General features: G+C 74.7%; 8 protein-coding genes and 1 pseudogene. 4 read left to right on the forward strand and 5 right to left on the reverse strand.

The genetic code is table 11. From position 1 onward, the window contains the following. Positions 1-22: 22 nt before the first annotated feature. From ACGFZL_RS18640 to ACGFZL_RS18655, 4 genes and pseudogenes are all read right to left on the reverse strand, one after another. Positions 23-2,482, reverse strand: a pseudogene (locus tag ACGFZL_RS18640) (type I polyketide synthase); the annotation flags it as partial. A gap of 108 nt (positions 2,483-2,590) precedes the next feature. Then, positions 2,591-3,685: an alpha/beta hydrolase gene (locus tag ACGFZL_RS18645; protein WP_393692933.1), complete on the reverse strand. Its 1,095-nt coding sequence runs from the start codon at positions 3,683-3,685 to the stop codon at positions 2,591-2,593. A gap of 47 nt (positions 3,686-3,732) precedes the next feature. After that, positions 3,733-4,575: an alpha/beta hydrolase gene (locus ACGFZL_RS18650; protein WP_355176203.1), complete on the reverse strand. Its 843-nt coding sequence runs from the start codon at positions 4,573-4,575 to the stop codon at positions 3,733-3,735. Positions 4,576-4,601: 26 nt separating this feature from the next. Continuing rightward, positions 4,602-5,480: a methyltransferase domain-containing protein gene (locus tag ACGFZL_RS18655; RefSeq protein WP_355176204.1), complete on the reverse strand. Its 879-nt coding sequence runs from the start codon at positions 5,478-5,480 to the stop codon at positions 4,602-4,604. A 230-nt stretch (positions 5,481-5,710) separates the two neighbouring features. Here ACGFZL_RS18655 and ACGFZL_RS18660 point away from each other — a divergent pair, with 230 nt between their 5' ends. Then, positions 5,711-7,198, forward strand: a complete 1,488-nt coding sequence (locus ACGFZL_RS18660) for a DHA2 family efflux MFS transporter permease subunit (RefSeq protein WP_355176205.1) — start codon at positions 5,711-5,713, stop codon at positions 7,196-7,198. After that, on the forward strand, positions 7,176-7,787 hold the full coding sequence (locus ACGFZL_RS18665; protein ID WP_393692936.1) for a TetR/AcrR family transcriptional regulator: 612 nt from the start codon (positions 7,176-7,178) through the stop codon (positions 7,785-7,787). Before ACGFZL_RS18660 ends, ACGFZL_RS18665 begins: the two co-directional genes overlap by 23 nt. Positions 7,788-7,947: 160 nt before the next feature. Here ACGFZL_RS18665 and ACGFZL_RS18670 read toward each other — a convergent pair whose 3' ends face one another. Continuing rightward, positions 7,948-8,739: a thioesterase II family protein gene (locus tag ACGFZL_RS18670; RefSeq protein ID WP_393692938.1), complete on the reverse strand. Its 792-nt coding sequence runs from the start codon at positions 8,737-8,739 to the stop codon at positions 7,948-7,950. Between the two features lie 206 nt (positions 8,740-8,945). Between ACGFZL_RS18670 and ACGFZL_RS18675 the strand changes: the two genes are divergently transcribed. Next, complete coding sequence (locus tag ACGFZL_RS18675; RefSeq protein WP_393692940.1) at positions 8,946-17,525, forward strand: beta-ketoacyl synthase N-terminal-like domain-containing protein; 8,580 nt, start codon at positions 8,946-8,948, stop codon at positions 17,523-17,525. Positions 17,526-17,570: 45 nt separating this feature from the next. Beyond that, a complete protein-coding gene (locus tag ACGFZL_RS18680; protein ID WP_393692979.1) occupies positions 17,571-24,026 on the forward strand; it encodes an SDR family NAD(P)-dependent oxidoreductase in 6,456 nt (2,151 codons plus the stop codon). Positions 24,027-24,036: the final 10 nt, after the last annotated feature.

A 24,036-nucleotide genomic window follows, 5' to 3' on the forward strand; every position in this document is an offset into this window, starting at 1 on the left:
TGTGAGTGCGGTGTTGAACGGGTCAGGCGGTGGCCTGGGAGGTGTGGTCGTGCAGCCAGTAGCGCGTGGACTGGAAGGGGTAGGTCGGGAGGTCGATCGTGCGGGGGCCGGGGCCGTCCGGTCGCAGGAGAGGGACCCAGTCGACGGTCGTGCCCGTGGTGTGCAGCCGGGTGAGCATCCCCAACAGGGCGCGCGCCGAGGGTGTGTCGGTCGGAATGGTCAGCGCTTGGGCGGCGGGGCCGGGGGCCGGTGCGGCGAGGTCGAGGTGGTGGTGCCAGTAGGCGGCGCCCGCGACGGGGGTGTCCGGCGGGGCCGTGGAGACCAGTGTGTGGGCGGGGGGACGGAACGTGATCCGGTCCAGGGCGACTTGGTAGCCCTCCGGCGTACGGGGCCGCGGCGCGTCGGCGTGGGCGGCGGCCAGGAGACAGGCGTCGTCCAGGGTGAGGACACCGGCGGCGTACGCGGCGGCGATGTGGCCCACACCGTCCCCGGTCAGCGTGTGCGGGCGGACCCCGGCGTCGAGCAGGAGGCGGGCGAGCGCGGCCTGCGCGGCGAAGAGCAGCGGCTCCGTGCGGTCGGCGTCGAGGGTGTCGGGCGGCAGGGGCTCGCCGAGGTGCGTGTCGAGGAGGGCGCGGGCCTCGTCGAGGGCGGCGGCGAAGGCCGGGACGTGGGCGTGGAGGGCGGCGCCTGGGGCGCTGCCGGCCGGGTCGTCTCCGGTGGGCGGTGTGGTGCGGTGCCCGGCGGTGAAGTGCCAGGCGAGCCGGCTCGGCGTGGCGTCGGGGATGCTCCGGGTGACGTCCGGGTGGTCCTCTCCGGCGGCGAGGGCGCGGGTGGCGGCGAGGAGTTCGGGCAGCGCGGTACCGGTGAGGACGGCACGGTGGTCGAGGGGCGTGCGGGTGGCGGCCAGCGAGTACGCCACCTCGGACGGGGTGGGTGCGGGGTCCGCGGCGGCCAGCCTGGCGGCGAGGGCGTGCGCCTGCTCCTGGAGGGCTCGGGGGTGGCGGGCGGACAGCACCCAGGCCACGAGGCGGTCCGGCGCGGGCGGCCCGGTGGTGGTCAGGCGCGGTGCGCCGCTGTGCGGTTGCTCGCGGTGCGCCGGTGTGTCGGTGGCCGCACCCTCCGGTGCCGGGGGCTCCTCGAGGATGAGGTGCGCGTTGGTGCCCGAGGTGGCGAAGGCGGAGACGCCGACGCGCCGGGGCTCGTCCCCGCGCGGCCAGTCCACCGCCTCGGTCAGGAGCCGGACCGCTCCGTCCTTCCAGGCGGCGAGGCGGGTGGGCCGGTCGACGTGGAGGGTGGGCGGCAGGGTGTCGTGCCGGAACGCCTGCACCATCTTGATCAGCGCGGCGGTACCGGCGGCGCCCTGCGTGTGGCCGGTGTTGGACTTCACGGAGCCGAGCCACAGGGGCCGGCCCGCGGGACGCTGGGCGCCGTACGTGGCGAGCAGGGCCTGGACCTCGATGGCGTCGCCGATGGGGGTGCCCGTGCCGTGGGCCTCGACCGCGTCGACCTGTTCGGGGGCGAGCCGGGCGTCGGCGAGGGCCGCGCGGATGACGTGCTGCTGCGAGGGGCCGTTGGGCGCGGCCAGGCCGTAGGCGGCACCGTCCTGGTTCACGGCGGAGCCGCGGATCACGGCGAGCACGGGATGGCCGTTCTCCCGGGCGTCGCCGAGGCGCTCCAGCAGGACGAGCCCGGCGCCCTCCGCGAGGCCCATCCCGTCGGCGGCTGCGGCGAAGGGCTTGCAGCGGCCGTCGGCGGCCAGCGACTTCTGGTGGGCGAAGGCGTGGAAGGTGTGCGGGGTCGACATGACGGTGCCGCCGCCCGCGAGCGCGAGACGGCATTCGCGCCGGCGCAGCGCCTGGCAGGCCAGGTGGACGGCGACCAGGGAGGACGAGCAGGCCGTGTCCACGGTGATGGCCGGTCCCTCGAGGCCGAGGGCGTAGGCGATGCGGCCGGAGACGAGGCTGCCCGAGGTGCCGCCGCCCAGGTAGGGAAGCAGCTCGTCCGGCGCGGACTCCAGACGGGTGGCGTAGTCGTGCCCGGTGGCGCCGACGTACACGCCGGTGAGCGTGGAGCGCAGGGTGTGCGGGGCGATGTGGCCGCGCTCGGCGGTCTCCCAGGCCAGCTGCAGCATCAGGCGCTGCAGCGGCTCGGTGGCCACGGCCTCGGTGGGGCTGATGTCGAAGAAGCCGGCGTCGAATCCGGCCGCGTCCCGCAGGAAGCCGCCGAGTGGGGCGTACGGCGCGTCCGCGGGGACGTCCCAGGCGCGGTCGTCGGGGAAGCCGGTGACGGTGTCGCGCCCCGTGGCGACCAGTTCCCACAGGTCTTCCGGGGTGCGCGTGTCCCCGGGCAGGCGGCAGGCCATGGACACGACGGCGATCGGCTCGTGCTGGGCGGCCTCGAGGTCGCGCAGCCGCTGCTGGGTCCGGTGCAGCTCCGCGGTGGTCCACTTGAGGTACTCGACGAGCTTCTCTTCGTTCGCCACAGGAATGGCCAGCCTTCCTTCTCGCGCGTGCGGCCTCAAGCGGGGTGGGCGGGCAGACGTGACCCGTGCGCTGCCGCTGCCAGGGTCTCCGCGGTGCCTTAAGCGGCGCTAACTCGCGCCTTGCGGGCCGGGCGCGGCGACCGTGCGGACCCACCGCAGCATGGCGGCGTGGGTGCCGGGCGCGGTGGTGGAGAGGGACAGGACGTGGCCGGTGTCCGGGACGGTGAGGGCGGTGAGCGGGGTCCCGACGGTGTAGTACTTCGACTCGAAGGCGGCGACGGTGCCGGGCCGCGCGCAGTCGAAGGCGGTGGCCCCCTGGCAGAAGCTGCGGTCTTGGGCGCCGAGCACGACCAGGGTGGGAACGGCGAAGTCGAGGGGCGTGGGCGCGGGCGGGCTCGCGGGCAGCGGGGTGGCGTCCTTCGCGGCCTCGTCGGCGGCGATCACGGCCGGGTCGGCGGTGGCGGGATGGTAGAAGGCGTCGCCGCGGGTGCCGGGCCGGGTGGTGCGATAGCCGGCGTCGAGGCCCGAGCCGGCGAACTTCGGGTCCTGGACCGCCGGGTAAGTGGGGTCGGGCGCGGCCGGGTTGAGGTAGTGCAGGGCGCCGGTGAGGACGGCGGCGTCGATGTCGTGGTAGCGCGGGATCTCGTACCAGGCGTGGATGGAGCCCAGGGAGTGCCCGACCCAGACGACCCGGGAGAAGGCGTGGGCGTCGAGGCCGCCGGTGCGCAGCGCGGTGACGGCGTCGTGCAGGGCGGTCGCGGTGGCGGGCACGGTGGCCCGCGCGCTCGGCGGGTGGGAGCTGGCGCCGGTGCCGATCGGGTCGACGTCGAAGGTGGCGTAGCCGGCGGCGACGGCGGCCCGTACGTAGGAGGACTCCGCGCCCGCGGCGGGGAAGTCCCAGTAGAGGTGGTTGTACGTGGAGCCGGGCACGAGGAGCTGGACGGTGTCCGGGCGGTGGCCCGACGGGTAGCACAGGCGACCCCGCAGGACCTGGTCGGCCGGGCCCGGGTCGGACAGGCGCACCGGAAGGCGGTAGGTGGTGCACGCCGGCGCGTCGGGCCGGTGCGCAGCCGCGTAAGCCGGGTGCGCGTCGGCGTCGGCGGGGACCGTGCCCGCGAACAGGGCGATCAGGGCCAGGGCCAGGGCGGCGGCCCACCGGCCTGAGCGGGCGGTGGCGAGGGGCGGAGCGTCGGAACGGGGCATGCTGCTCCTGCACATGGGGTGTCGGGCAGGCGGACCGGGTGTCCGGCTCAGGGCGTGTCGCGGGCCAGTCGGAGGAGGTCGGCGGCGACCTCGGCGGGGGCGCTGGCGTGCAGGTCGTGGTCGGAGCCGGGATACCAGTGCACGCGGACCCGGGCCAGGGCCGCCTCGGTCGACGCCACCCAGGCGCGTACCTGGTCGGCGAGCTGGGGCATGGCCGGGACGACGGGCAGGAGCACGACCGGCACGTCGATCTTGGGCAGCCAGTCGCCGGGGGACTCGAGCAGCAGGCTGTCGACGATGGACATGACCTGGGTCGCGGTGATGCGGGGCGTGAGGAGCCCCTCGGCGCTGACATGGTAGTCGGCCAGGCGGGCCTCCACGGCGCCGGCCGACCAGTCGGGGTGCGTGGCCTCGAGGTAGGCGCGCATGTCGGCGGCGCTGGTGGTGCCCTCCTGCGCGCGCCGGACCACGTCGGCGGTGCGCTCCCAGAAGGCGCGCATCACCGGCCCGTCGAACTCGTACCAGCCGCCGTCGACCAGGGCGAGGCCGGCCACCAGCGCGGGGTGCTCGGCGGCCAGGCGCAGCGCGAGGTGCGCGCCCCACGAGTGCCCCGCCCACAGGGCGTCCTCCAGCTCCAGGGCGGCGGCCAGGGTCACCAGGTCGCCGACGACGGCCGCGTTCTCGTATCCGTCCGAAGGCGTGTCCGAGTCGCCGTGCCCGCGCTGGTCGACGGCGTACACCGGGTGTCCGGCCGCGGCCAGCCGGTCGGCGGTCTCGTCCCACATCCGGGCGTTGGAGAGCATGCCGTGCAGCAGCACGAACGGGCGGCCGGTGGCCCGCGGTCCTTGCGCGGGCCGGTGGCGGACGTTGAGGGAGACGGTCCCCGACACGGGGATGCGGAGGTTCCTCACAGCGGTCAGGGGCGCTGCGCGGTGGCGAAGATGTAGCCGAGTTCGGGCATCTTGCCGAGGGCCGCCTGATTGTGCAGGAAGAGCTCGTATCCCTCTACGCCGATGATGTCGACGTACTCCTCGCGGTGGGCGCGGATCCACTCGACGTAGCCGTCGTAGGTCTTGGCGGTCTCCGCGGTGATGTCGGTCAGTTCGAGGACCGTCCAGCCGGCCGCACGGAAGATGCCGGGGTAGTCGCCGATGTCGGTCAGCGAGGCGTAGATGGTGGTGTCGCTGACGGTGGCCGTGCGCGGCTTGCCGGGGTCGGGGTTGAGGTAGACCATGTCGGCGATCGGCATCCGCGCGCCGGGCTTCACCACGCGGAGCGCCTGGGAGAGCACCTGCTGCTTGTCGGGCATGTGGAGCATGGACTCCAGCGCCCAGCAGTGGTCGAAGGAGCCGTCCTCGAACGGCAGGTCCATGGCGTCGACCTGCTGGAAGCGGACCCGGTCGGCGAGGCCCGCCTCGCCCGCCCGCCGGTTGCCGCGCTCGACCTGGCGGGCGCTGACGGAGATGCCGACCACCTCGACGTCGCGGGCGCGGGCCAGCTGCAGGGCCGGGGTGCCGTTGCCGCAGCCGATGTCGAGGACGCGGTCGCCGGGGCCCGGGTCGAGGCGGCGGATCATCTCGTCGGTCATCTGGATCATGGCCTGCTCGAAGGTGGCGTCCTGGTCGCCGCCGTCGAACCAGTAGCCGTAGTGCAGGTTTCCGTCCCCGAGCTGGGTCATCAGGTCGAAGACCTTGTGGTCGTAGTAGTCGCCGATCCGGTGGGGTTCCGGAGCGACGGTCTTGTTCACCGTCGGGGGCTTCTTGGCCGTCGTGTGGGCCGCCGCGCTCTTCGTCATGCCGCAAGCGTCACGGCGCGCCGCCGGGCGCCACAACCCTTCCCGACCCCCTCAAGATCCCCTGACGCCGGTGTCCGGCACCCCTAGCCGCACCCCTACTGGTGCCCGAGGGTGTAGTCGACCGAAGAAAAAGAGAGTAGCCTCCGACTTAAAGTGAGACTCCCGTTAGGAGGTGGACTCTCGTGTCAGCAGAATTGGGTGCTCGCAGATGGTGGGCCGTCGGAGCGCTCGTGCTCGCGTCCCTGGTCGTCGGCTTCGACGTGACGATCCTGAGCCTGGCGCTGCCGGCGATGGCCGACGACCTGGACGCGAACAACGTCCAGTTGCAGTGGTTCGTCACCTCGTACACCTTGGTGTTCGCGGCCGGCATGATCCCCGCCGGCATGCTCGGCGACCGGTTCGGGCGCAAGAAGGTGCTCCTGGCCGCGCTGGTGATCTTCGGCATCAGCTCGCTGGCCTGCGCCTACTCCACGTCCTCGGGCGCGTTCATCGGCGCGCGCGCGGTGCTCGGCCTGGGCGCCGCGCTGATCATGCCGACCACGCTGTCGCTGCTGCCGGTGATGTTCTCCGACGAGGAGCGCCCCAAGGCGATCGGCGCGGTGGCGGGCGCGGCGATGCTCGCCTATCCGCTGGGCCCGATCCTGGGCGGCTACCTCCTCAACCACTTCTGGTGGGGGTCGGTGTTCCTGATCAACGTGCCAGTGGTGATCATCGCCTTCCTGGCGGTGTCGGCCTGGCTCCCGGAGTCGAAGGCCAGCGAGGCCAAGCGGTTCGACGTGGGGGGCCTGGTCTTCTCCAGCGTGGGCCTGGCCGCGATGACGTACGGCGTCATCCAGGGCGGCGAGAAGGGCTGGGGCGACATCACCGCGCTGGCACCGCTGCTCGGCGGCCTGCTCGCCGTGGTGGTGTTCGTGCTCTGGGAGAAGCGGGCGGCCGAGCCGCTGGTCGACCTCTCGCTGTTCAGGTCGGCCCGGTTCACCTCCGGCACCATGCTCGGCACGGTCATCAACTTCACCATGTTCGGCGTGCTGTTCACGATGCCGCAGTACTACCAGGCGGTCCTCGGCACCGACGCGATGGGCAGCGGCTTCCGGCTCCTGCCGATGGTCGGCGGTCTGCTCGTGGGCGTGTCGGCCGCGCCCAGGATGGCCAAGGCCGTCGGGCCGAAGACCGCGGTCGGCATCGGCTTCGCGCTGCTCGCCGCCGCCCTGTTCTACGGTGCCACCACGGACACCGGAAGCGGTACCGGTCTCGCCGCGGCCTGGACGGCGGCCTACGGCCTCGGCCTCGGCCTCGCGCTGCCGACCGCCATGGACGCGGCCCTCGGCGCGCTGTCCACGGAGAGCGCCGGCGTGGGCTCCGCCGTCAACCAGTCGATCCGTACGCTGGGCGGCAGCTTCGGCGCCGCCATCCTCGGTGCCATCCTCAACTCGGGATACCGCGGCAGGCTGGAGCTCGAGGGGTTGCCCGACAAGGCGCAGGACGCGGTCAAGGACTCGGTCTTCGGCGGTCTGGGCGTGGCCAGGGCCGTGAAGTCCCCGTCGCTGGCCGAATCGGTGAAGTCCGCGTTCGTCCACGGCCTCGACGTCGTCCTGGTGGTCTCCGGCGCACTGGGACTGGTCGGCGTCCTGCTCGCCGTGGTGTGGCTGCCGCGCCATGTTGGTCAGAGTGCCCCCGAACCCGCAGAATCGCACCATGAAGCCGCAGACGCAGTCTGACCGGGCCGAACCGATGCCTGGCCTGAGAGAACGCAAGAAGGCCAGGACCAAGGCCGCGATCCAGCGGGAGGCGGTGCGGCTGTTCCGGGAGCAGGGCTACTCGGCCACGACCGTCGAACAGGTCGCCGAGGCCGCCGAGGTGGCGCCCAGCACGGTCTTCCGCTACTTCGCGACCAAGCAGGACCTGGTCTTCTCCACCGACTACGACCTGCCCTTCGCCAAGTTGTTCCAGGCCCAGTCGCCCGACCTGACCCCGATCCAGGCCGAGCGCGAGACGATCAGCTCGATGCTCAAGGACATCTCCTCCCAGGAGCTGGCCCTGCAGCGCGAGCGGTGGGTGCTCATACTCTCCGAGCCGGAGCTCTGGGGGGCGAGCCTCGGCAGCATCAGCAGGACCATGCAGGTCATGTCCGAGGAGGTGGCCAAGCGCGCCGGGCGCAGTCCGAGCGACGCGTCGGTACGGGCCTACACCGGGGCCGTGTTCGGCGTGATGCTGCAGGTCTCGCTGGAGTGGGCGAACGATCCGGACATGGACTTCGCCACCGCCCTGGACGAGGCGCTGCGCTGCCTGGAGAACCTGCGGCCCTGACCGGGCGCTCCACCGCGCCCCGAGGGTGCGGTGTGCCCGGTCCCGCCAGAACGTCGTACGCGGCGGTCCACTGTCCGCCACGTGCGTACGGCGCCCCGCGCGCCCTTCACATCCCCCGCAGGGCGCGCGGGGTTCGGCGGGGGAGGCGGCCTCCGTCCGCTCAGCCGGCTGCCGTGGCCGGGCGGCTCGCCCGCAGGGCGGCGGCGACGATGTCCGCCACCTCCTCCTGGCAGTCGTCGAGATAGAAGTGACCGCCGGGCAGCACATGCAGATCGAAGGCGGCGCTGGTGCGCTCCTGCCAGGTGGCCGCCTGCTCGGGGGTGGTCCTGTCGTCCGCGTCCCCGATCAGCGCGCTGACCGGACAGGTGAGGCGCTCGGGACCCGGCGGCTCGTAGGCCGCCACGGCCCGGTAGTCGGCCCGCAGCGCGGGCAGGATGAGTTCCTGCAGCTCAGGGCTGGTGAAGAACCTCTCATCGGTGCCGCCCATCTCCCGCAGGTGCGCCAGGATGTCCGCGTCGCCGAGCACCGCCGTACCGGACGGCCGGTAGGGCCGGGCGAGGCCCCCGGAGGCGAAGAGCCGCTCCGGCAGGCCGGGACCGCCCGCGTCCCGCAGCCGGCGCGCCACCTCGAAGGCCACGATGGCGCCCAGGCTGTGCCCGAACAGGGCGAACGGCTTGCCGTCGGCGGGCAGCCGGGCCGCGACCCCGTCGGCGAGCGCCGCCACCGACTCCAGGCACGGCTCGGTGTGGCGGTCCTGCCGCCCGGGATACTGCACGGCCAGGACCTCGATGTCGGGCGCGAGCAGCCGGGAGAGACCGAAGAAGTAGCTCGCCGAGCCGCCCGCGAACGGGAAGCACACCAGGCGGACCGGTGCCCCCTCCGTGTCGTGGTACCGGCGCAGCCACACCCCGGCTCCGGTCGTCCGCGGCACCTGTGCCGAGCCCTTGTCCATGGCCCTCCCTTGTTCCGCTGTTCCGCTCCACCGTGTCCGGCTCCGCCGTGCTCCGCTCCGTCCCGACGGCCGATGCTGGCCGCGGACCTTAATGCCGGGCTAAAGCGGCAGGCGGCAAGACGTGGTTTGGATTTCCTTTAGAGACCCCGCCCACGATGAGCCCGGTACGCGAAGCGATCTCCGATTTCGGACCGGGAGCGCCGTTGATGTTCTGTGGCAGCCAGGCCGACGTACCCGCCGGCCCCGAGCCGATCGCCGTCGTCGGTATGGCCTGCCGCCTTCCCCAGGCGCCGGATCCGGCCGCCTTCTGGCGGCTGCTGAGCGAGGGACGGGACGCGGTCGGCGACGCTCCGCCCCCGCACCGGCGGGCGGACTCGGGCCTTGCGGGACCGGGCGGCTACCTGGACCGGATCGACGGCTTCGACGCGGCCTTCTTCCACATCAGCCCGCGCGAGGCCGTGACGATGGACCCGCAGCAGCGGCTGCTCCTGGAGCTGAGCTGGGAGGCCCTCGAGGACGCCGGGATCCGGCCGCCCGCGCTGGCCGGCACCCGCACCGGCGTCTTCGTCGGCGCGCTCTGGGACGACTACACGCGGGTGCTGCGCCGCCAGCCGGACCGGGGCGTCACCCGGCACGCCATGACGGGCGTGCACCGCAGCATCCTGGCCAACCGCCTCTCGTACACGTACCACTTGGCGGGGCCGAGCCTGACCGTCGACACCGCGCAGTCCTCCTCGCTGGTGGCCGTGCACCTGGCCTGCGAGAGCATCGGCCGCGGCGAGAGCGAGCTGGCCTTCGCGGGCGGGGTCAACCTCATCTGCTCCGCGGAGACCACGGAGCTGGCCGCCGCCCGCTTCGGCGGCCTCTCGGCAGGCGGGCGCTGCCGCACCTTCGACGCGCGCGCCGACGGCTTCGTCCGCGGCGAGGGCGGCGGCCTGGTGGTGCTCAAACCGCTCGCCGCGGCGCGACGTGACGGCGACACCGTGTACTGCGTGATCCGGGGCAGCGCGGTCAACAGCGACGGCGCGACCGACGGTCTGACCCAGCCGAGCGCGCAGGCACAGCGCGACGTGGTGCGCCTCGCGTGCCGGCGGGCGGAGGTCTCGCCGGACCAGGTCCAGTACGTCGAGCTGCACGGCACCGGCACGCCGGTCGGGGACCCGGTCGAGGCCGCCGCGCTCGGCGCCGCGCTGGGGCAGGACGCGGAGCGCGAGGCGGCCCTGGCGGTCGGCTCCGCCAAGACCAACGTGGGCCACCTCGAGGCCGCCGCCGGGATCGTCGGGCTGCTCAAGACGGCCCTGAGCATCCACTGGCGGCAGCTGCCGCCCAGCCTGCACTTCGCCCGCCCCCATCCCGCCGTCCCCCTGGCCGAGCTGGGGCTCGCCGTCCAGCGGGAGCTGGGCGAGTGGCCGCGCCCCGAGGAGCCGCTGATCGCGGGGGTGTCCTCCTTCGGGATGGGCGGCACGAACAGCCACGTGGTCCTGGCCGCCGCGCCCACGCCCGCCGATGCCGCCCCCGCGTCGGAGGACCGGGCGGTGGGTGCGGTGCCCGTGCCGTGGCTGGTCAGCGCCCACACCGCCGCGGCGCTGCGGGCACAGGCCGGGCGCCTGAAGGACCACCTCGCGCCGACCGCGGACGCGTCCGGCGTGGACGCCGCGGCGGTCGGGCTCGCCCTCGCCACCGCCAGGACACCGCTGGCCCATCGCGCGGTCCTGCTCGGCCGGGACGGCGGCGAGCTGCTCGGCTCCCTCGACACGCTGGCCGCGGGGGCGGACAGCGCCTCCGTGGTGCGCGGTGAGGCGGACCACGGCGGCGGACTGGCCTTCCTCTTCAGCGGGCAGGGGGCGCAACGCCCCGGCATGGGCCGGGAGCTGTACGCCGCGTTCCCCGTCTTCGCCGAGGCGCTCGACGAGGCGTTCGCGGTGCTCGACACCCATCTGGACCGCCCCCTGCGCGAGGTCGTCCTCGGCGACGGCGCCGAGTGCCGGGCGCTCCTCGACCGGACCGCCTACACCCAGCCCGCGCTCTTCGCGATCGAGACGAGCCTGTACCGCCTCGTGTCCTCCTTCGGACTGCGGCCCGCGTACCTGCTCGGCCACTCGGTCGGCGAGATCACCGCCGTGCACGCGGCCGGGGCGCTGTCGCTGGCGGACGCCGGCGCGCTGGTGTGCGCGCGAGGCCGTCTCATGCAGGCGGTGCGGGCGTCCGGCGCGATGGCCGCGTGGCAGGCGAGCGCCGACGAGGCGGCCGAGATGCTCGCCGGGCACGAGGACCGGGTCACCGTCGCGGCCGTCAACGGCCCCTCGTCGGTGGTGGTCTCGGGCGACAGCGACATCGTCGACCGGCTGACGGCCGACTGGCGCGACCGGGGCCGCAAGGCCGGCCGCCTGAAGGTCAGCCACGCCTTCCACTCGCCGCACATGGACCCCGTGCTGGACGAACTGCGCGCCGTCGCCTCGCGGCTGACCTTCCGTACGCCGCTCGTCCCCGTCATCTCCAACGTCACCGGCGGGCCGGTCACCCGGGACGAACTGGCCGACCCGGAGTACTGGGCGCGGCACGCGCGCGAGGCCGTGCGGTTCCTGCCCGGCGTGCGCCACCTGTGCGACCGGGGCGTGTCCACCTTCGTGGAACTCGGCCCGGACGCGCCGCTGTCCGCGATGGCCCGGGAATGCTTCCCCGCTTCCGCTTCCGCTTCCGCTGCCGGTTCCGCTGCCGGTCCCGCTCCGACGGACCGGAGCCGCCCGCGGCCCGCCGCGGTGGCGGTCTGCCGTCGGGGGCGTGACGAGGCGCTCACGCTGATGACGGCGCTCGCCCAGGCGCATGTGCGCGGCGCCGACGTCGACTTCGGCGCCGTGTGCGCCCCGGCCGCGGCCGGCCGGGTGACTCTGCCCACGTACGCCTTTCAACGCGAGCGCCACTGGCCGGACTCGCCGGTCGCGGAACGGGCTGCCGGCGGCGGCGACGAGGCCGCCCGCTCCACGGCGGAGGAGGAGCGGCCGGGGCTCGCCGGACGGATCGCCGGGCTCTCCGCCGCCGAGCGGGAGCGCGCCGTGCTCGGCCTGGTCGCCGAGCAGGTCGCCGTCGTACTCGGTGCCGCGTCCGGTGGCGTCGAGGCGGGCCGGACCTTCAAGCAGCTGGGCTTCGACTCGATGGCAGCCGCGGAGCTGAGCGAGCGGCTCGGCACGGTGACCGGTCTGGCGCTGCCCGCCACGCTCACCTTCGACCACCCGACGCCGCTCGCCGTCGCCGGGCACCTGCTCGCGCAGGTCGACGACGCACCGGGCCCGGCGGCCTCCGCGCCCGCCCACGCCGCCGTCGACGCGGACGACGACCCCGTCGCCATCGTGGCCATGAGCTGCCGCTACCCGGGCGGCTCGCGCTCGCCGGAGGCCCTCTGGCGCCTCGTCGCCGAAGGCGGCGACGCCACCGGGGACTTCCCCACCGACCGGGGCTGGGACCTGGAGCGGCTCTTCCACCCCGACGCCGCCCGGACGGGCACCAGCCACACCCGCCGAGGCGGATTCCTCTACGACGCCGCCGACTTCGACGCCGGCTTCTTCGACATCAGCCCGCGTGAGGCGCTGGCCGTCGATCCCCAGCAGCGGCTGCTCCTCGAGTGCGCCTGGGAGGCGTTCGAGCGGGCCGGCCTGGACCCGCACGCGCTCAAGGGCAGCCCCACCGGCGTCTTCGTCGGCATGACGGGACTGGACTACGGGCCCCGCCTGCACGAGCCCTCCCGGTCCACCGACGGCTATCTGCTCACCGGCAGCACCCCCAGTGTGGCCTCGGGCCGCATCTCGTTCAGCTTCGGCCTGGAGGGCCCCGCCCTGACGGTGGACACCGCCTGCTCCTCGTCGCTGGTCACCCTCCACCTGGCGGCGCAGGCACTGCGGCGCGGCGAGTGCGAGCTGGCCCTGGCCGGAGGCGCCACCGTCCTGGCCACGCCGGGCATGTTCACGGAGTTCTCGCGGCAGCGGGGCCTCGCCCCCGACGGCCGGTGCAAGCCGTTCGCGGACGGCGCCGACGGCACCGGCTGGGGCGAGGGCGTGGGCCTGGTCCTCCTCGAACGGCTGTCGGTGGCGCGGAGCAAGGGGCACACGGTCCTCGCCCTGCTGCGCGGTTCGGCGGTCAACCAGGACGGCGCGAGCAACGGGCTCACCGCGCCCAACGGCCCCTCCCAGCAGCGCGTCATCCGTGCCGCGCTCGCCGACGCCCGGCTGAGCCCCGCCGACGTGGACGCGGTCGAGGCGCACGGCACGGGAACGACACTCGGCGATCCGATCGAGGCGCAGGCCCTGATCGCCACGTACGGCCGGGAGCGAGCCGGGGCCGAGCCCTTGTGGCTGGGCTCGGTGAAGTCGAACATCGGCCACACCCAGGCGGCGGCCGGTGTCGCCGGTGTGATCAAGATGGTGATGGCGCTTCGGCACGAGCGGCTGCCCGCCACCCTGCACGTCGAGCGGCCGAGCGACCACGTCGACTGGTCGGCGGGCACGGTACGGCTGCTCACCGAGCCGGTCGCGTGGGCGCGTGGCCGGCGTCCGCGCCGGGCGGCCGTGTCCTCCTTCGGCATCTCCGGGACCAACGCCCACCTGATCCTGGAGGAGGCCGGTGAGCCGGAGGCGGCGGTGCGCGCACCGGCGGAGCGTTCGGTGCTGCCGTGGGTGGTCTCCGCTCGCACCGGACCGGCACTGCGCGAACAGGCGCGCCACTTGGCCGAGTTCGCGGCCGGCGGTGTGACTGCGGCCCCGGTGAGCGCGGCTGAAGGCGTATCCGTGGCCGAGGTGGCACGGTCGCTGGCCACCACGCGTGCCGTGTTCGAGCACCGGGCCGTGGTCGTGGGCCGGGACCGTGCGGAGTTGCTCGCCGGGCTGGCGGCGCTGGCCTCCGGCGAGGCGTCGCCGGCCGTGGTGTCCGGGGCCGCCGGCGCCATGGGGCCCGGACCGGTCCTCGTCTTTCCCGGACAGGGCTCGCAATGGGCGGGCATGGGAGCCGAACTCCTCGACCAGTACGAGGTGTTCGCGGCGCGCATCGCCGAGTGCGAGGAGGCTCTCTCCCCTTATGTCGACTGGTCGCTGACCGGCGTCCTGCGCGGGGACGGGAGCGAACTGTCCCGGGTCGAGGTCGTCCAGCCCGCGCTGTGGGCGGTCATGGTCTCGCTCGCCGCCGTGTGGGACCACCACGGCGTGCGGCCCGCCGCGGTGGTCGGGCACTCCCAGGGCGAGATCGCCGCGGCCTGCGTGGCCGGTGCGCTCACGCTGGAGGAGGGCGCCAAGATCGTGGCGCTGCGCAGCCAGGCGCTGCGGAAGCTCTCCGGATCAGGCGGCATGGCCTCCCTCGGCGTGGGGCAGGAACAGGCCGCCGAACTCATCGGCGGACTCCCCGGAGTGGGGATCGCGGCCGTCAACGGACCGTCCTCCACGGTGGTCTCCGGCCCACCCGACCAGGTGAGGGCCGCGGTCGCCGCGGCGGAGGCGCGCGGGCTGCGCGGTCGTGTCATCGACGTGGACTACGCCTCGCACAGCCCTCAGGTCGACGCCATCGCGGACGAACTCACCGGCATTCTGGCCGGGATTCGCCCCGTCTCGTCCCCGGTGGCCTTCTACTCTTCGGTGACCGGGAACCGTGTCGACACCGCGGGCCTCGACACCGACTACTGGGTCACCAATCTGCGCCGGCCCGTCCGCTTCGCCGACGCCGTCGCCGCCCTCCTCGCCGACGGCCACCGGGTCCTCGTCGAGTGCAGCAGTCACCCGGTGCTCACCCTGGGCCTGCAGGAGACCTTCGAAGCGGCCGAGGCCGACGCCGTCACCGTCCCCACCCTGCGGCGCGAGGACGGCGGCCTGTCCCGGCTGGCGCTCTCACTGGGGCAGGTCTTCGCCGCCGGGTGCGCGGTCCGCTGGGAGCGCTGGTTCCCCGCCACCGGCGCGTCCGCCGTGGACCTGCCGACGTACGCCTTCCAGCGTCGTCGCTACTGGCTGGACGCCCCCGCCCCCACCCAGGACGCCGCCGGTCTCGGCCTGGCCGGGGCCGGGCACCCGCTGCTCGGCGCGGCAGCCGAACTCGCCGACCGCGACGCACGGTTGCTCACCGGCCGCATCAGCAGGAACGGCCACCCCTGGCTCGCCCAGCACACCCTCTTCGGCACCGCCGTCGTGCCCGCCTCGGTCCTCGCGGAATGGGCGCTGCGCGCCGCCGACGAGGCCGGGTGCCCAGGGGTCGAGGACCTCACCTTCGAGGCCCCGCTGGTGCTGCCGGAGGACGGGGGCGTACAGGTGCAGGTCCTCGTCGGCCCTGCCGAATCCGACGCCGACGAGAGGGGTGGGCAGCGCGAAGTCCGCCTCTACGCCCGCCCCGACGACGACACCGCCCCCGAGGGTGGCGCGCCGTGGACCTGCCACGCGAGCGGCCGGCTCGCCGCAAAGGCGCAGGAGGCCGAGGAGACCCCGGCGGCCCCGGAGGCGGCGTGGCCGCCGTCCGGCGCCGCGCCCGTCGACCTCGGTGACTTCTACGAGCGGGCCGCCGCGACCGGCGTCGGCTACGGGCCGGTCTTCACGGGGCTGCGTGCGCTGTGGCGCCGGGGCGAGGAGCTGTTCGCCGAGGCGGTGCTGCCGCGGGAGGCGCCCGGCGGGGACGGGTTCGGCATCCACCCGGCCCTCCTCGACGCCGCCCTGCAACCCGCGCTCCTCGGCGCACGGCCGCCGGAGGGCGACCAGGTGTGGATGCCGTTCTCGCTGGCCGGAGTGTCCCTGTGGGCCACCGGGGCCGCATCCGTACGCGTCCGGCTCTCTCCCCTGGGCGAGGAGGCCGACGCGGCCGGCCGCACCTGGCGGATCGTCGTCAGCGACCCCACGGGAGCCGAGGTGCTCAGGTGCGAGGAGCTGGTGCTCGTGGCCGCCGGCTCCCGGCAGCTGCGGGCCCTCGCGGCGGACGCCTCGGACCTGTACGCGCTGCGCTGGGTGCCGACGGCGACGCCCGAGGACACGGCTGACCGCGTCGCTTGGGCGACGCTGGGGGAGACGTACCCGGACCTGGACGGTCTGCGGGCCGCGCTCGACGCCGGGACACCGGCGCCGCCCGTGGTCCTCGCCGCCGTGGACGCCGCCGGCGCCGCCGAGGCGGTGGCCGAGCGCACCGCCACCCTGATCAAAGCCTGGCTCGGCGACGCGCGCCTCGCACCCTCCCGCCTGGTGCTGACCACGCACGGTGCGGTCGCCGCCGGCGACGGAGAGCGCCCCGACCCGACGGCCGCCGGAGTCTGGGGCCTGGTCCGCGACGCCCAGGCCCGGCACCCCGGCCGCTTCCTCCTCGTCGACACCGGGACCGACGGCGGCGCGGAGCCCCTGGCGCAGGCCGTCGCCACGGCCCTCGGCGCCGACGAGCCCCAACTCGCCCTGCGCGCGGGCCGCGTCCTCGCACCCCGCCTCGCGCCCGCGCCCACGGCCACCGCGGACCAGCCGACCGCACTCGACCCGGACGGCACCGTGCTGCTCACCGGATCGGAACCCGCCCTGATCACCGCCCTCGCGGAACACCTCGTACGCACCGAACAGTCCAGGCACCTGCTCCTCGTCACCGAGGGCGCCGAACCGGCGGCGTCGGCCGACCGGCTGAGGAACCTGGGCGCCACCGTGCGCCTCGCGGCCCCCGCCGCCCTCGCCGAGGCCGTCGACGCCACCGGCGCGGACCATCCGCTCACCGGCGTCGTCCACGCCACTGGTGCGAGCTGGCCCGACGGCGCGTTCGACCACACCTGGGCGGCGAGGACAGCGACCGCCGTGCACGCCGCGACCGCCGGCCTCCCGCTCGCCCTGTTCGCCGTCCTCATCCCGGCCCGGTCGGCCCTCGGCATCCCCGACTCGCCGGCCGCCGCCGGCGCCGACGCCTTCGCCGAGGCCCTCGCCCACCACACCCACCCCGCCACGACGGCCGTGACCCTCTCCTACGGGCCGCCCACCGCACCGAACCCCGGCATCGGGCAGACGACCCTCGCCCGGATACCCGCCCTCCTCGACGCCGCACGGGCGCACGGCGGCACGCCCCTCCTGGCGGCCCGCCTCAACGCCCGCGCCCTGGCCGCCGAGGCCGCGCTGCCCGCCCCGCTGCGCGCCCTGGCGGCCAGGCAGACCCCCACCCGCCGCGCCGCCGCCGGCCGCAGGCCCCCGACGGACTGGGCGGGGCGGCTGGCCCCCCTGTCCGTCGCGGAGCAGCTCCGCCTGCTCGTCGACGTCGTACGCGGTCACGCCGCCGCCGTCCTGGGCCGCACCGACCCCGACGCGCTGCGCGGAGACGCCACCTTCAAGCAACTGGGCCTGGACTCGCTGACCTCCGTCGAGCTGCGCAACCGGCTGGTGGAGGACACCGGCCTGCGCCTGCCCACCGCCCTCGTCTTCCGCCACCCGACCCCGGCGGCCATCGCCGGTCACCTCCGCGAGCGCCTCACCGGCCAGGACAAGGCATCCGCGGACGAGGTGGCGACGGCCGCCCAGGCACCCGGCGGGCCGCCCACCACCGGAACCTTGCTGAACGACCTGACCCGCATGGAGAGCGCCCTCACCGCGATCGCCGCCCAGCTGCCCCAGGGCGACGCGGGCGAGATCACGACCCGGCTCGAGGCGCTGCTCGCCCGGTGGAAGACCTCGAACGCCGGCGCGGGGGACGAGGACAGCGCCGCCCACCGGCTGGAGGCCGCCTCCGCCGACCAGATCTTCGACTTCATCGACAACGAGCTAGGCGTCACGCACGACACCTCGCGCGCGACCCCCACTCCGAAGGCCGGGTGACCCCACATGGCGACCGAAGAGCAACTGGTCGAGTACCTGCGCAGGGTGACCACCGATCTCCACGACACCCGCCGGCGCCTGGTGCAGGCGGAGGACCGTCAGGTGGAGCCGGTGGCCCTGGTGGGCATGGCCTGCCGCTTCCCCGGCGGCGTGGCGTCGGCGGAGGACCTCTGGGACCTGGTCGCCGCGGGCAAGGACGCCATCGAGGACTTCCCCACGGACCGCGGCTGGGACCTGGAGGCGCTCTACCACCCGGACCCCGCCCACTACGGCACCAGCTACGTGCGCCACGGCGGGTTCGTCGACGACGCCGGCTCCTTCGACGCCGACTTCTTCGGGATCAGCCCGCGCGAGGCCCTCGCGATGGATCCGCAGCAGCGGCTCATGCTGGAGACGTCCTGGGAGCTCTTCGAGCGCTCGGGCATCGACCCCGCCACCCTCAAGGGCAGCCGCACCGGCGTCTACGCCGGGGTGTCCAGCGAGGACTACCTGTCCCAACTGCCCCGCATACCCGACGGATTCGAGGGTCACGCCACCACCGGCAGCCTCACCAGCGTCATCTCCGGCCGGGTGGCGTACACCTACGGCCTGGAGGGCCCGGCGGTCACCGTCGACACGGCCTGCTCCTCCTCACTCGTCGCGATCCACCTGGCGGCCCAGGCGCTGCGCCAGCGCGAGTGCGACCTGGCCCTCGCGGGCGGAGTGCTCGTGCTGTCGAGCCCGCTGATGTTCACCGAGTTCTGCCGCCAGCGGGGCCTGTCCCCGGACGGCCGCTGCAAGCCGTTCGCGGCTGCCGCCGACGGCACCGGCTTCTCCGAGGGCATCGGCCTGATCCTCCTGGAACGCCTCTCCGACGCGCGCCGCAACGGCCGGAACATCCTCGCCGTGATCCGCGGCTCGGCCGTGAACCAGGACGGCGCGAGCAACGGCCTGACCGCTCCGAACGACGCCGCGCAGGAGCAGGTCATCCGCGCCGCCCTGGCCAACGCCCGTCTCACAGCCGCCGACGTGGACGCGGTCGAGGCGCACGGCACCGGCACTCGGCTCGGCGACCCCATCGAGGCCGGCGCCCTGCTCGCCACCTACGGCCGGCACCGGGAGCGGCCCCTGCTGCTCGGCTCCCTCAAGTCCAACATCGGCCACACCCACGCCACCGCCGGGGTCGCGGGCGTCATCAAGACGGTCATGGCGATGCGCAACGGCATGGTGCCCGCCACGCTCCACGTCGAGGAACTGAGCCCGCACGTCGACTGGGATTCGGGAGCCGTCGAAGTCGTCACCACCCCCACCCGGTGGCCGGACACCGGCCGCCCCCGCCGCGCCGGGATCTCCGCGTTCGGGATCTCCGGCACGAACGCGCATCTGATCCTGGAGCAGGCGCCGGAGCCGGAAAAGGCGGCTTCGGAGGCGCCCGACCCCGCGGACGACCCGGTGGTGGTGCCGTGGGTGGTCTCCGGGCGGACCGGGGAAGCGCTGCGGGGGCAGGCTCGGCGGTTGGGTGAGTTCGTCGAGGGTGACCCGGGTGTGTCTGAGGTGGAGGTGGGCTGGTCGTTGGTCGCCACGCGGTCGGTGTTCGAGCACCGGGCTGTGGTGGTGGGGGAGAGTCGCGAGGAGCTTACTGCCGGGCTGGAGGCTGTGGCGTCGGGTGGGGTGTCTCCCGATGTGGTGTCGGGGGTGGCGGGTTCGGTGGGGCCGGGTCCGGTGCTGGTGTTTCCGGGGCAGGGTTCGCAGTGGGTGGGGATGGGTGCGCGGCTGTTGGAGGAGTCGCCGGTGTTCGCCGCCCGGATCGCCGAGTGCGAGCAGGCGCTGTCGGCGTATGTGGACTGGTCGCTGACGGGTGTGCTGCGCGGGGACGGTGGTGAGTTGTCCCGGGTGGAGGTCGTGCAGCCGGTGCTGTGGGCCGTGATGGTCTCGCTGGCTGCCGTCTGGGAGGACTACGGTGTCAAGCCCGCCGCTGTGATCGGTCACTCGCAGGGGGAGATGGCCGCCGCCTGCGTGGCCGGGGCGCTGTCGCTGGAGGACGCGGCGCGGGTGGTCGCCGTGCGCAGTGAGGCTCTGCGCCGGTTGCAGGGGCATGGGGACATGGCTTCCCTCGGTACCGGTGCTGAGCAGGCCGGTGAACTGATCGCCGGGCGGTCGGGTGTGGTGGTGGCGGCGGTGAACGGACCCGCCTCGACGGTGATCTCGGGACCACCGGCAGAAGTCGCCGCGGTGGTGGCCGATGCCGAGTCCCTCGGGCTTCGGGCCCGGGTCATCGACGTCGGCTACGCCTCCCACGGCCCGCAGATCGACGAGATCCACGACCAGTTGACCGAGCGGCTCGCCGGCATTCAGCCCGCCGCTACGGAGGTGGCGTTCTACTCCACCGTCACCGCCGAGCGCATGGCCGACACCACCGGTCTGGATGCCGAGTACTGGGTGACCAACCTGCGCCGGCAGGTCCGCTTCGCCGACACCGTCGAGACCCTTCTCGCCGACGGCTACCGCCTGTTCATCGAGGCCAGCCCCCACCCCGTCCTCACCCTCGGCATCGAGGAGACCATCGAGCAGGCCGACGTCCCGGCCACCGTCGTCCCCACCCTGCGCCGCGACCACGGCGACACCACCCAACTGGCCCGTGCCGCCGCCCACGCCTTCACCGCCGGCGCCGGCATCGACTGGCACCGCTGGTTCCCCACCGAGCCCGCCACCCCCCGCACCGTCGACCTCCCCACCTACGCCTTCCAACGCCGCCGCTACTGGCTCGCCGACGCCGTGGCCCGTGGCATCGACGGCACCCGCTCCGGGGCGGGTCACGGGTCGGGGCACGCACAGCTGCCCACCTCGGTCGCCCTCGCCGACGGAGGACTGGTGCTCAACGGGCACGTCTCGGCCAAGGGCGGCGGCTGGGTCGGCGAGCACGTGGTGGCCGGGACCGTGCTGGTCCCGGGTGCCGCCCTGGTGGAGTGGGTGCTGCGCGCCGCCGACGAGGCGGGCTGCGCCACCCTGGACGAACTCACCCTGCAGGCGCCCCTCGTGCTGCCCGACGCCGGGGGCCTTCAGGTCCAGGTCGCCGTGGGTCCGGCCGACGAACAGGGGCGGTGCGGCGTCAGCGTGTACTCGCGCCCGGAACGCGCGGAACAGGACGGGACCGGGTGGCTGTGCCACGCCGTGGGCGAGCTGGGCCGCGAGCCGGCGGCACGTCCGCGGCAGGAGACCGGGCAGTGGCCGCCGGCGGGGGCCGAGCCGGTCGAGTTGGACGGCTTCTACGGGCGGGTGGCCGCCGACGGATACGCGTACGGCCCGGCCTTCCAGGGGCTGCGGGCGCTGTGGCGGCACGGCCCGGACCTGCTCGCGGAGGTGGAGCTGCCCGAACAGGCCGGTCCTCCGGCCGGTTTCGGAATCCACCCGGCGCTCCTCGACGCCGCGCTGCACCCGCTCCTCGCGCGGCGGGAGCCGGACCCGGCCGACGAAGGGCAGGTGCGGCTGCCGTTCACCTGGAGCGGTGTGTCGCTGTGGGCCACCGAGGCCACCGCCGTGCGGGTCCGGCTCGCCGGGCCGGGCGGAGGCACCGAGGACACGGTCCGCCTGACGGTGACCGACCCGGCCGGCGGGCCCGTGCTCGACGTCGCGGAGCTGCGGCTGCGGCCGACCAGCGCCCAGCAGGTACGCGCCGCCGCGGGATCCGGCACGGACGGGCTGTACGAGACGCGGTGGACGCCCCTTCCCGTACCGGCCTCGGACAGCGACCCCATCGAGGTGACGGCGCTGGACGGTCTCGACCTGGGCGAGCCGGCCGCCGACGTGCCCGCGCCGGCCGTGGTCCTCGCGGCCGTGGACACCTCCGACGGAGACGAACTCGCCGTCACGACCAGGGTGCTGGCGCTCGTCCAGGAGTTCCTTGCCGCGCCGAGCCTGGAGCAGGCGCGGCTCGCCCTGGTCACCCGGGGTGCCATGGACGTGGATGGCTCCGGCGTGCTCCACGGGCCGGACCTCGCGGGTGCGGCCGTCTGGGGCCTCGTACGCAGTGCCCAGTCGGAGAACCCGGGCCGATTCCTGCTGCTCGACTCCGACCGGCCGGTCGACCGGGACGCGGTGGCCGCGATACGGCGTGCCGTGGAGGCGGACGAGCCGCAGGTGGCCCTGCGGGGTGCGCAGGTGCTCGTGCCGAGGTGGGCGCGGACCACCGGGCCCGCCGAGTTCGGCTGCCCGCCGGGCGCCCGGGCATGGCGGCTGACCGCCGGACAGTCCGGGACACTGGACGGCGTCACGGCCGTGGCCTGCGACGAGGCGTCGCGATCACTGGCGCCGGGGCAGGTACGCGTCGCGGTCCACGCGGCGGGCGTCAACTTCCGGGACGTACTCATAGCGCTCGGCATGTACCCGGACGCGGACGCCCTGCCCGGCACCGAGGCCGCCGGAGTCGTGACCGAGGCCGGTCCCGGTGTCACGGACCTGGCCGTGGGCGACCGGGTGATGGGCATGCTGGACGGCGCCTTCGGGCCGTGGGCCGTCGCCGACGCGCGGACGCTGGCTCCCGTCCCGGACGGCTGGAGCACCCGGCAGGCCGCCGCCGCCCCCGCCGCGTTCCTCACGGCGTGGTACGGGTTGGTGGAGTTGGCGGGGGTCGGGGCGGGGGAGCGGGTGCTGATCCATGCCGCGACTGGTGGTGTGGGGATGGCGGCGGTGCAGATCGCCCGGTATCTGGGTGCCGAGGTGTTCGCGACGGCGAGTGCGGCCAAGCACGGGGTTCTGGAGGAGATGGGCATCGACGCCGCGCACCGGGCGTCGTCCCGGGACCTCGGTTTCGAGGACGCCTTCCGCGCGGCGACCGGCGGGCGGGGTGTGGACGTCGTACTCAACAGCCTCACCGGTGAACTCCTCGACGGGTCGCTGCGGTTGCTGTCCGACGGCGGCCGGTTCCTGGAGATGGGCAAGACCGATCCGCGCGATCCGGAGCTGGTCGCCCGCGAACACCGCGGAGTGTCCTACCGGGCGTTCGACCTGGTCGCCGATGCCGGGCCCGAGCGGTTGCGCGGGATGCTCCGGCGCCTCGGCCCGCTGTTCGCCTCCGGCGCTCTGCGGGCGCTGCCCGTCAGTGCCTGGCCGCTGGGCAGGGCGCGGGAGGCGTTCCGGCTCATGAGCCAGGCCAAGCACACCGGCAAGCTCGTGCTCGACGTGCCCGCCCCGCTCGACCCCGAGGGCACCGTCCTCGTCACCGGCGGCACCGGCACCATCGGAGCGGCGGTGGCCGAACACCTCGCCCGCACCGGCCAGTGCCGCCGGCTGCTGCTGGTCAGCCGCGGCGGAGCCGACGACGGCCTCGCCTCCCGCCTCGAAGGTCTCGGCGCCACCGTCGCCTTCGCAGCCGCCGACGTGAGCGAGCCGGCGGCGGTGGCCGCGCTGGTCGCCGGGGTCGATCCGGCGCACCCGCTGACGGGGGTCGTGCACGCCGCCGGTGCGCTCGACAACGCGCTCATCGGCTCCCAGAGCCCCGAGCGGCTCGCCCGGGTATGGGCGACCAAGGCCGCCGCCGCGCGCGCACTGCACGAGGCCACCCGGGAGCTGCGCCTCGGCATGTTCGTGCTCTGCTCCTCCTTCGCCTCCACCCTCGGCACACCGGGCCAGGCCAACTACTCGGCCGCCAACGCCTACTGCGACGCCCTCGCCGCGCACCGCCGGGCCCGGGGCCTCGCGGGCGTGTCCGTGGCGTGGGGACTGTGGGAGGGGGGAGGCGGCCTGACCGGGTCCCTCTCGACGGCCGACCGGGCCCGCATCGACCGGTACGGCATCAAGCCCACCAGCGCGGCCCGCGGCTGCGCCCTGCTGGACGCCGCACGCGCCCACGGCCGCCCCGACCTGCTCGCCATGGATCTGGACCCCCGTGTCCCGGCGGGTTCCGACGCCCCGGTCCCGGCCGTACTGCGCGCCCTGGCGGCAGCCGGGTCACCGGGCGCGGCCAGGCCGACGGCGGCCGCGTCCGGCGCGACGGCGACGGACTGGCCCGGCAGGCTCGCCGCCCTGCGGCCGGAAGAGCGACTGGAGCTGATCACCGACCTGGTCCGCACCCACGCGGCCGGGGTGCTCGGGCACGCCGACCCGGGCGCCGTGCAGGTGGAGACGCCGTTCAAGGAGCTGGGCCTCGACTCGCTGACCGCCGTCGAGCTGCGCAACCGGCTCGCCGCCGCGACCGGACTCAAGCTGCCCGCGGCCCTGGTCTTCGACTACCCGCAGGCCCACGTGCTCGCCGCCCACCTGGTCGAGCGGCTCGCCGCCGACGGCGCGGCGGCCCCGGCCGGAGACGTGACGGCGGACGTCCTGAAGGAGGTGGCCCGAGTCGAGCACACCTTGTCCCTCGCCGTCTCGCAGGGACTCGACCAGGCCGCGGTCGCCGCCCGCCTGGAGGAACTGCTCGCCCGCTTCACGACGGCCGACACCGACGACGGCGCTGCCGCGGACCACCTGGAGGCGGCCACCGCCGAGCAGGTACTCGACTTCATCGACAACGAACTCGGGGTGTGAGGCCCTTGCC

The sequence above is a fragment of the Streptomyces sp. NPDC048182 genome, from assembly GCF_043202555.1.
GTDB lineage: Bacteria > Actinomycetota > Actinomycetes > Streptomycetales > Streptomycetaceae > Streptomyces.